The organism is Mesorhizobium sp. M7A.F.Ca.CA.001.04.2.1 (genome assembly GCF_003998485.1).
GTDB classification, from domain to species: domain Bacteria; phylum Pseudomonadota; class Alphaproteobacteria; order Rhizobiales; family Rhizobiaceae; genus Mesorhizobium; species Mesorhizobium ciceri.
Map to the genome: position 1 here is coordinate 1 of NZ_RZQT01000190.1, position 9,125 is coordinate 9,125.

Annotated in this window: 10 protein-coding genes; 5 read left to right on the forward strand and 5 right to left on the reverse strand. The window is 61.2% G+C overall.

Going from position 1 to position 9,125, the window contains the following annotated elements; translation table 11 throughout:
- On the forward strand, window positions 1–207 hold a 207-nt coding region (locus tag EN955_RS32095; RefSeq protein WP_348630335.1), incomplete at its 5' end, for a YbjN domain-containing protein.
- A 27-nt stretch (window positions 208–234) separates the two neighbouring features.
- Window positions 235–594: a tRNA-binding protein gene (locus EN955_RS32100; RefSeq protein WP_013530010.1), complete on the forward strand. Its 360-nt coding sequence runs from the start codon at window positions 235–237 to the stop codon at window positions 592–594.
- A gap of 115 nt (window positions 595–709) precedes the next feature.
- Here the strand turns inward: EN955_RS32100 and EN955_RS32105 are convergent, their stop codons facing one another.
- From EN955_RS32105 to EN955_RS32125, 5 genes are all read right to left on the reverse strand, one after another.
- Complete coding sequence (locus EN955_RS32105) at window positions 710–2,284, reverse strand: hypothetical protein (protein ID WP_024505625.1); 1,575 nt, start codon at window positions 2,282–2,284, stop codon at window positions 710–712.
- 288 nt (window positions 2,285–2,572) lie between these two features.
- Entirely contained in the window at window positions 2,573–3,595 is a 1,023-nt protein-coding gene (locus EN955_RS32110; protein ID WP_024505624.1) for a glycosyltransferase family 1 protein, read from the reverse strand.
- Between the two features lie 220 nt (window positions 3,596–3,815).
- Entirely contained in the window at window positions 3,816–5,231 is a 1,416-nt protein-coding gene (locus tag EN955_RS32115) for an ATP-binding protein (RefSeq protein WP_013530013.1), read from the reverse strand.
- Between the two features lie 49 nt (window positions 5,232–5,280).
- Window positions 5,281–6,000 (reverse strand): response regulator transcription factor, encoded by a 720-nt coding sequence (locus tag EN955_RS32120; RefSeq protein WP_013530014.1) that lies wholly within the window; start codon window positions 5,998–6,000, stop codon window positions 5,281–5,283.
- Entirely contained in the window at window positions 5,987–6,520 is a 534-nt protein-coding gene (locus EN955_RS32125) for a MarR family transcriptional regulator (protein WP_024505623.1), read from the reverse strand. Before EN955_RS32125 ends, EN955_RS32120 begins: the two co-directional genes overlap by 14 nt.
- Before the next feature lie 246 nt (window positions 6,521–6,766).
- Here EN955_RS32125 and EN955_RS32130 point away from each other — a divergent pair, with 246 nt between their 5' ends.
- The 3 genes from EN955_RS32130 to EN955_RS32140 all read left to right on the forward strand — a co-directional run bounded on the left by EN955_RS32130 (window position 6,767) and on the right by EN955_RS32140 (window position 8,899).
- Window positions 6,767–7,660 (forward strand): branched-chain amino acid aminotransferase, encoded by an 894-nt coding sequence (locus EN955_RS32130; protein WP_013530016.1) that lies wholly within the window; start codon window positions 6,767–6,769, stop codon window positions 7,658–7,660.
- A 145-nt stretch (window positions 7,661–7,805) separates the two neighbouring features.
- On the forward strand, window positions 7,806–8,123 hold the full coding sequence (locus tag EN955_RS32135; protein ID WP_013530017.1) for a hypothetical protein: 318 nt from the start codon (window positions 7,806–7,808) through the stop codon (window positions 8,121–8,123).
- Between the two features lie 137 nt (window positions 8,124–8,260).
- The gene (locus EN955_RS32140; protein WP_024505622.1) at window positions 8,261–8,899 is read left to right on the forward strand and encodes an MBL fold metallo-hydrolase; all 639 of its coding nucleotides are present in this window, start codon (window positions 8,261–8,263) and stop codon (window positions 8,897–8,899) included.
- Window positions 8,900–9,125: the final 226 nt, after the last annotated feature.

Consider the following 9,125-nt stretch of genomic DNA (forward strand, 5'->3'; position numbering starts at 1 on the left):
GAGCAGGAGGGCGCGATCATGTTCCGCCAGTCGCTGCTGCTGGCCGGCGGGGTCGAGCCGTCGAGCCAGCAGGTCGAAGTGTTGCTGTCGTCGGCGCTGGAAGCCTGCGAATGCTATTTCCAGGCGTTCCAGTTCGTCGTCTGGTCGGGAACCTCGGCCAAGGATGCCCTGGCCGGCGTGCTGTTCGAGACCTACGGCAACGCCTGAGTCCCCGTTAAGGCAGACAAGACCAAGATGAGTTCGAACACCGAGCGCAAGCCCGAGATCAGTTTTGCCGATTTCGATCGTGTCGACATCCGCGCCGGCACGATCGTCGAGGCCGAGCCGTTTCCCGAAGCGCGCAAGCCCGCGTTCAAGCTGAAGATCGATTTCGGCGCCGGCATCGGTATCAAGAAATCGTCGGCGCAGATCACCAAATACTATACACCGGAGACGCTGATCGGCCGGCAGGTGTTCGCGGTGGTCAATTTCCCGCCGCGCCAGATCGGTCCATTCATGTCGGAAGTGCTCACTCTCGGCTTTCCCGACGAAGAGGGCGCCGTGGTGCTCGGCGCGATCGAGCGTAAGGTGCCGGATGGCGGGCGGTTGTTTTAGGGTCTCAACTGGGGATCGGAATCCCCCGCGAACCGGGATGGATTGATAATCCTTTCGGCAGATGCTTCAGCATGAATTTCATGCCATGTCGTGACAGGAATGTCGCGCGCGGACATCATCCGCTTTTCCTGTCCGCGTCGACCAATTTCCTTATTCTGTAAAATTTGAACTGTTTGCCTTCGGCGATTAATTCAAGGTTGCCGTGTCGTGGCGGGCTGCGCTCCGGCGCGATTACCAGCAGATAGTCAAAGTCACGGGTCCAATGCGCTGCATACGCTGCCTCGACCGGTGGTAAAGCACCGGCGGCGTAGGCCTCCAGCTCAGACATCGGGATAGGCCCGCCTTGCGGTACGGTCAGGTTTGCCACTTCCGGCCGGGGCCTCACCGGCTGTTTTCCCGGATAGGTGAACAGCGTTGGCATCAGTGCATTGCGTGTGACTACGGCCAACGCGGCAGCATTGTACATTGGATAAAGGAGCAGATTCGTTGGCGGGTCGTCTGGGAGGCCATTCTGGCCGGTAAGGATTCGCGAACCCATTGGAATGGCGTCGAACGCGGTCATAAGGGCACGATATTCGCTGCCGCACGACAATTGGGCCCAGATCGCGATGCCACTGTTTGCAAGCCCGGCGCCAAACGCCAGCGCGACGAGAAGTGTTCCACGCGAGCCTTGCGGACGCTTGATCGTGACGAAGGCTGGCAGGATCAGAACAAGCGCCAGAAGGACGCGCCCGTCGACAAAGGCCGTGTCCGCAACGCGAAACGGCATGACAATGAACAGGCACAAGAGCCCAAAGCCTATCCAGCAGCCGACGCGAGAGACCGCCACCATCCTGTGCTTCACCGCAAGGTAACTGAGAATGACCAGCACCACGGTCACGGCTGAGGAAGTGTATCTGCTGAAGCCGTTGACTTGAACCAGCGCCAACAATTTCGCCGACAGGGCCCATTCGGTTCCTTCGCCACCCACTTTGCCGCCGTAGGCGAGCGCCAGGGCGCCAACTGCGACGACCGGAGCAGCCATTCCGGCAACCAGCAAGATCGTGCGTTTCCAATTCTCAATATGGTCTGGCCAGCGGGAGAGTTCGTACAGCCCCACCACAATGCCATACAGGCCGAGGGCAAATAGGTGAGAGATATACAGAACCATGACGAAGACGGCGTGGATCGCAAGGCGCAGCGGCAAAGGTCTTTCCGCAAGCCAAATCCAAACCGCGATGGACCAAAGAACGATTCCCAGTCCAAATTCAAAATTCACGAATCCGAAAGCGAAAGGCATGGCGTAGAGGAAGAGCGAAGCGACGAAGCCGCTGAGGATCACACGCCCCTGTGCGGCCGCTCCGACGGCCATTGCCCCGCTGACGACCAGCATTTGCGAGACTAGATAGAAAAGCTTTGATGCCAGCTCGATCCCGATCAAGCGCCCAGCGAACGGGACGACGAGATCCATGGCTAGATTAGGGTAGGGTGCCCACGCGGCTTCATAGTAGGGATGGGCTTCGGGCGTACCGGCGCGCATCAGGATCGACATTCTTGCGAGATGATTTGGATAGTCTGCCATAGCGGGTATGTCGACGAGCAGTACGGGCAAGAAAGCCACCACCAGCAGAACTATCAGCAAGGTACCTTCGGGCCTGATGAAATGGCTCGTGTAACTGTTGATTTTGTTGCTGACTGTTGCTTCGAGCATGCCGCAATGTAGGTAGAAATGGTAAATTTTGAGTCGCCGACAATTGCCAAGGATTCTCCATGTCTTTGGGAGGGCGAGATGACGGCGCGGCTCAAGTATGGATGACTACGCAGCCCTGAACTGCGTTGTCACTCTGACTTGGTCATGGCTTCGAAGTCGCACAATACGTCATGCCGAACATCCCTTTGAAACAAGGTGCCGTGGCAGACTAACGGTTGATTGTGCGTCGCCGCGCTTTGTCATCCGTGGCGGTGTGTCAGCTTCGCCCTTGGATAACGAAAAGCACGATCAGGCCGCCAGCTTTCGCGGTGTGCCCAGTGCTTCCTCGACCGTATCGAGGAACATTTCCGCACAGGCCTTCCAGCTGTAGCGCATGGCGCGTTCGCGGGCTTCGGCATGGTCGACGTTGAGCGCGGCGAGTGAGGCCTCGCGCAAATCGTTGGAGACCGCGCCGCCAAAACCATCGCCGACAATGTCGATCGGCCCGGTCACCGGATAGGCGGCAACCGGCGTGCCGCTGGCCAGTGCCTCGATGATGACGTTGCCGAACGTGTCGGTGCGGCTCGGGAAGACGAAGACGTCGGCCGAGGCATAGATCTCGGCCAGTTCGTCGTTGGGGCGATGGCCGAGGAAATGCGCTTGCGGATATTTCGCCTTCAGCCTGGCAAGCTCGGGGCCTTCGCCGACGATCACCTTGCTGCCGGGCAGGTCGAGGTCGAGGAAAGCACCCAGGTTCTTTTCGATGGCGACGCGGCCGACGCAGAGGAAGATCGGGCCGGGGAAGCCGAGGTCCTTCTTCCTGTCCGGGCGGAAATGGTCGGTGTCGACGCCGCGCGTCCATGGCCGCAGCTTGGTGAAGCCGCGCGCGGAAAGGTCGTCGGCGAGCGACTGGGTGGCGACCAGCGTGCCCTGGCCGGAATTATGGAAATCGCGCAGCCAGCGATAGGCCCAGCTTTCCGGCACCGGCAGGCGGGCGCTGAGATATTCGGGAAAGCGCGTGTGATAGCTGGTGGTGAATGGACGGCCGGCATTGCGGCAATAGCGCCGCGCCATGATGCCCAGCGGTCCTTCGGTGACGATGTGGATGTGGTCGGCCTTGCCGGCGTCGATCAGGCGCGCGACATGGCCGGGCGTGGTCAGCGCCAGCCTGATGTCGGGATAGGTCGGCAAGGGCAGGGTGCGAAAGATATTGGGCGTCAGGAAATCCACCGCGACGTCGAAGGACTTCAGCGTCTCGGTGAGCCGCTCCAGCGTGTGGACGACGCCGTTGACCTGCGGGCGCCAGGCATCGGTGACCATCAGTATGCGCATGGCGGCCCTTTGCTTGAAAGGTCGACGGTTGCCTTGAGACGATGCCGGAACGGCGACCAGCCTGCTGCTCTCGCTTCGCTCCAGCGCACCCGGACAGGTACGGGGTCGAAGTGAGGCGGCAAGGCCGAATCAATTGAGGTCGCGCGCTTCATGCGCGCTCTTGATCATGGTTTCATGACGGGCGGATGAAGCCGTTTCCACTTTTCGGAATCGTGCCCGGTTATGCCGGAACCTTGATGATGGCGCGCAGTCCGCCGAGCGGGCTGTCTTCAAGAGTGATGTCTCCGCCATGGGAGCGGGCGATGTCGCGGGCGATCGACAGGCCGAGCCCGGTGCCGCTGGCATCGAGGTTGCGGGCCTCGTCGAGCCGCACGAAAGGCTTGAACACGTCTTCGCGTCGATCGGCGGGAATGCCCGGACCATCGTCATCGATGGTGACCAGCAGCGAGCCGCGGCCATGGGTGGCGTTGACCTCCACCGTCTTGGCATAGCGGAAGGCGTTGCCGATGACGTTGGACATCAGCCGGGCAAAGGCATTGGGCCGCACATGCACATCGTGATCGCCGGCAAGCGTCGTCGACAGCTTACGCTTGCGCAGCCTGGCTTCCTCGTCGAGCTTTTCGAAATAGGCCTCGAGATCGAACCGTCCGGCGTCTTCCGAAGCTTCGCCGCGGGCAAAGGACAGATAGCCTTCGAGCATCGACTGCATGTCGTCGATGTCCTGGTCGAGCGCTGCCTTGGTCTCGGCCTTGCCGCCGGAAAGCGCCAGCTGCAGCTTGAAGCGAGTGAGGATGGTTCTGAGGTCATGGCTGACGCCGGTCAGCATGGCGGTGCGCTGTTCGATCTGGCGTTCGATGCGCTCGCGCATCTGCATGAAGGCAAAGCCGGCGCGGCGAACCTCCTCGGCGCCGCGCGGCCGGAAATCGCGCGGCATCGGCCGGCCTTTGCCAAAGCTTTCGGCGGCTTCGGCAAGCATCAGGATCGGCCGGATCTGGTTGCGCAGGAAGGGAATGGCGATCATCAGCAGCACCAGCGAGGTGCCGACCATCCAGATCAGGAAGATGTGGGTGTTCGAGGCATAGGCCTGGCTGCGGCGCACGAAGACGCGCAGCACCTTGCCCTCGAGCTGCACGCGCACCTCGACGATGTTGGAGTTGCCGACCGTGTCGATCCAGAACGGGCGGTTGATCTGGCGGGTGATCTCGGACGAGAGAACATCATCCAAAATCGAGAAAAACGGCTTTGGACCGGGCGCGGGGAGTGGGTCGGGCGGCAAGAGGTCGACCTTCAGCTGCATGCGGTCCTGGGCGATGCGGATTATGTTGGTGTAGTCGGCATCGCGCGGATAGGTCTCGATCAGGTCGATGATGGCGGCGATGTCGCGCACGGTGGCCTGCGACAGGCGCTGCGTCACGGTTGCCCAGTGACGTTCCATGAAGACGAAGGCGACGACCGATTGCAGCAGGATCATCGGCGCGATGACGATGATCAGCGAGCGGGCATAGAGCCGCTTGGGCATATAGAGCGAGACGAGGCGCCAGAAGCGGTTCCAGGCGCGCGGCACCGCCTTCAGCGTCCGCGCGGCGCGTGCGCTCAAGCCGCCATTGCCCGGCTGTTCCAGTTCCGTGGTTGCCATTCGCTCTTTTCGCTTGCCCGCAGCCGTTCAGCCGGCCGCAGGCGGCATTCTATTCCACGCTGAGCCGATACCCAATACCGCGTACGGTCTGCAGCCAGACCGGATTGGACGGATCGCGCTCGATCTTGCGGCGCAGCCGGTTGATCTGGACGTCGATGGTGCGCTCGCCGACTTCCGAATCGTCGCCGACAAGCTCGTGGCGGGGTATCGTCTCGCCCGCCCGCGCGGCGAAGATCGCCAGGATCTCCTGCTCGCGATCGGTCAGCTTCAACGCCTCGCCGCCACGCTTCAATTCGCGCCGGGCGATCTGGAAGGTATAGGGGCCGAAGACCAACTGCTCGACCTTGGGCGTGGTCGCCGGGCCACCGCGGCGCAGGATGTTGTTGATGCGCAGGATCAGCTCGCGCGGATCGAACGGCTTTGGCAGATAGTCGTCGGCGCCAGCCTCCAGCCCTGAGATGCGGCTGTCGGTCTCCGACAGCGCTGTGAGCATCAGGATCGGTACGTTCTTTTCGGCCCGCAGCGACTTGGTCAGGTCGACGCCCGTCTCGCCGGGCATCATGACGTCCAGCACCAGAAGGTCGAAGTCGAGGCCGGCAAGCTTGCGCCTGGCTTCGCCGGCATTGCCGGCAACGGTGACGCGAAAGCCATTTTCGGTCAGATACTGCTTGAGAAGATTGCGGATGCGGGTGTCGTCGTCGACGACAAGCAGATGCGGCGCGTCGTCGTCCGGCGCGGCCGCGTGATCGACCCGTTCAGTGCTCTCCATGGCTTTTCCCTGACATTTTTGCGGACCCAACGTCGATCTGCGCCCTCAGTTCCGGATTGACCATCGCTTCGAGGAACCGTTCCACCAAGGTCCGTTCGGTTACTCCGGAATCCCCCAATGCAGCATGGATGCGGCGCGACTGTGGCCGCGCCAGCGCCAGCGCCAGCGCACGGCCCTTGGCTGTCGGATAAAGTTCGCGCTGGCGGCGGTCGCGCGGACCTTGCAACTGCACGATATGGTCGGTGTCGATCAGTTGCTTGAGCACACGGGCCAGGCTCTGCTTGGTGATCTTCAGCACGTCGAGCAGTTCGGCGACCGTCAGGCCCGGCCTGCGGTTGACGAAATGCAGCACCCGGTGGTGGGCCCGGCCGAAGCCGTAATCGGCCAGGATCTGGTCCGGATCGGAGGTGAAGTCGCGATAGGCAAAGAAGAGCAGCTCGATGATGGCGAAGTCGATGCCGTCCTCGACCGACATTGCGGTCCTGATCGGTTTTCCGGCGGCTGGGCTTCGATCCGTCATTATTTCTCCGTGGGAAAGAGAGATTATGTCAGTACTATTGACGTAATTTCCCTGCAATGGTAATTTTTGACAAGCTTTTGGGCGGATTGCGAACGAAAAGGCAAGGGAAGCCGGTTTTTCCGGAATTTCCTAAGTTTGCCAGAGCGCAATTATCCGCCTACGCTCCACCATAAAAGCCGCTTTGGGCGGCCGACACGAAACACACAACGATACAACTATCCGGGCTGCCGCCCGTGGGAGGTTACCATGGCATCCGTTCCCTTCGATCAACTCGATGGCTTCATCTGGATGAACGGCGAATTCGTCCAATGGGGTGACGCCAAGATCCATGTGCTGACGCACGGGCTGCATTACGCCAGCGCTGTTTTCGAGGGAGAGCGCGCCTATGGCGGCGAGATCTTCAAGCTCAACGAACACACCGAGCGCCTGCATGAATCGGCACGCCTGCTCGGTTTCAAGATCCCGTATTCGGTGGCCGAGCTCAACGACGCCTCTTCCACGCTTCTCAAGAAGCAGGGTTTCCAGGACGCCTATGTCCGGCCGATCGCCTGGCGCGGCAGTGAGCAGATGGGCGTCTCGGCGCAGAACAACCGCATCAACTGCGCCATCGCCATCTGGCAATGGCCAAGCTATTTCGATCCTGCGCAGAAGCTGAAAGGCATCCGTCTCGATGTGGCGGAATGGCGCCGGCCCGACCCGCGCACCGCGCCTTCCAAGTCGAAGGCCGCCGGGCTCTACATGATCTGCACCATGTCCAAGCACGCCGCCGAGGCCAAGGGCTATGCCGACGCCATGATGCTCGACTGGCGTGGCCAGGTCGCCGAAGCGACCGGAGCCAACATCTTCTTCGTCAAGGACGGCAAGATCCACACACCCAAGCCCGACTGCTTCCTCGACGGCATCACCCGCCGCACGGTCATCGGGTTGGCCAAGGATCGCGGCCTGGAGGTAATTGAACGCGCCATCCTGCCGGAAGAGCTGGAAAGCTTCGAGCAGTGCTTCCTGACCGGGACGGCAGCGGAAGTGACGCCGGTTTCGGAGATCGGGCCTTACCGATTCGAGGTCGGCGAAATAGCCAAGAATCTTATGAATGACTATTCTGCGGCCGTTCAGCCCAAGCACGCGATCGCCGCAGAATAACGAAAGCCACAGCTTTTTTAAGAAGTAGGGGCGGTTTTCGGGCCGCCCCTTTTATTTCAGCGTTTCTGCATTTGACTTTCGTCCAATTCGGCGTCTCATGATGGTGTCGGCCCGGGAGGCTGACAGCTATGGAGGGACTAATCACATGGACATGAACACGCTTCTTCCGATCATCATACAGGTGATTACTGGCATCATCGGTGGTCAGGCGGTCGGTGCGGCGCTCAAGACGGCGGCGATGGGTCAGCTTCCCAAAATCCTGGGCGGAGCCATTGGCGGCGTCGGTGGTGCGGCGATCCTCGGCAGCCTGCTGGGTGGCGGTGCGGTCGATCCGGCGGCTGCGGCAGCAGCAACGAGCGGTCTCGGCAGCGCGCTGAACCTGCAGAACATCGTCGGCGGCGCCGGCGGCGGCGCGATCCTGACCGCCATTCTCGGCGCGGTCATGGGCGCCATGAAGAAGTAAGCAGGCCGTTTCGGTCTTTTCAAATGGGCGGCTTCGGCCGCCCATTTCCGTTTTGGGGCTACTGACTGTTCGTCTTTCGAGGGTGGACGCCCTTTGTCCGCGCCTCTACATCACCCGTGAACATCGAAAGGACGATCATGGGTCAGCTCAATGCCGGCATCGTGCCGGTCACACCGTTCCAGCAGAATTGCACCATCCTGTTCGACATGGATGACAAGCATGGCGTCGTCGTCGATCCGGGCGGCGATATCGACAAGGTACTGGCGGTGCTGAAGGACAATGCGATCTCAGCCGGAGCTATCTGGATAACGCATGGCCACATCGACCATGCCGGCGGTGCAATGGAGTTGAAGGAGGCGCTCGGCGTCGAGATCATCGGTCCGCATGAGGCCGACAAGTCGCTGCTCGACAATCTGGAAAACCAGGGCAAGCGCTACGGCATCGCCGGAGCGCGCAACTGCGTGCCCGACCGGTTCCTGGCCGAAGGCGAGACCGTGTCGTTCGGCGGCCATGTGTTCGAGGTGCTGCACTGCCCCGGCCATGCGCCCGGTCACGTCGTCTACTACAACCGCGCAGCCAAGTTCGCCCATGTCGGCGACGTGCTGTTCCGCGGCTCGGTCGGCCGCACCGACCTGCCGGGCGGCGACCACGCGGCGCTGATCGCTTCGATCAAGGACAAGCTCCTGCCGCTCGGCGACGACATCGGCTTCATCTGTGGCCACGGTCCCGGCGGACGTTTTGGCGAGGAGAGGCGGACCAATCCTTTTTTGACTTGAACCAGGCTCGGAACCGTAGCTGTTTTTCATCAGCCCAAGCGGACCGTTGACATTGTAGAGACCACAACAAAAAAGCGCTGGCCTTGCGGTCAGCGCTTTCAGACTGCTGACAAACCCCGTCGATTTTCGGCGGGGTTTTTTTGTTATGTGATTGAAGTGTCTTGGACTGTTTGTGTCAGGGGATTTTGACAGGAGGCGTTGGGCCTCATGTGCGGGCCGACTTGGG

What these genes read in the sequence shown, in the direction of transcription:
- EN955_RS32100 (WP_013530010.1), top strand. Translation starts at nt 235, where the DNA reads ATGAGTTCGAACACCGAGCGCAAGCCCGAGATCAGTTTTGCCGATTTC.
- EN955_RS32105 (WP_024505625.1), bottom strand. Translation starts at nt 2,284, where the DNA reads ATGCTCGAAGCAACAGTCAGCAACAAAATCAACAGTTACACGAGCCAT.
- EN955_RS32110 (WP_024505624.1), bottom strand. Translation starts at nt 3,595, where the DNA reads ATGCGCATACTGATGGTCACCGATGCCTGGCGCCCGCAGGTCAACGGC.
- EN955_RS32115 (WP_013530013.1), bottom strand. Translation starts at nt 5,231, where the DNA reads ATGGCAACCACGGAACTGGAACAGCCGGGCAATGGCGGCTTGAGCGCA.
- EN955_RS32120 (WP_013530014.1), bottom strand. Translation starts at nt 6,000, where the DNA reads ATGGAGAGCACTGAACGGGTCGATCACGCGGCCGCGCCGGACGACGAC.
- EN955_RS32125 (WP_024505623.1), bottom strand. Translation starts at nt 6,520, where the DNA reads ATGACGGATCGAAGCCCAGCCGCCGGAAAACCGATCAGGACCGCAATG.
- EN955_RS32130 (WP_013530016.1), top strand. Translation starts at nt 6,767, where the DNA reads ATGGCATCCGTTCCCTTCGATCAACTCGATGGCTTCATCTGGATGAAC.
- EN955_RS32135 (WP_013530017.1), top strand. Translation starts at nt 7,806, where the DNA reads ATGGACATGAACACGCTTCTTCCGATCATCATACAGGTGATTACTGGC.
- EN955_RS32140 (WP_024505622.1), top strand. Translation starts at nt 8,261, where the DNA reads ATGGGTCAGCTCAATGCCGGCATCGTGCCGGTCACACCGTTCCAGCAG.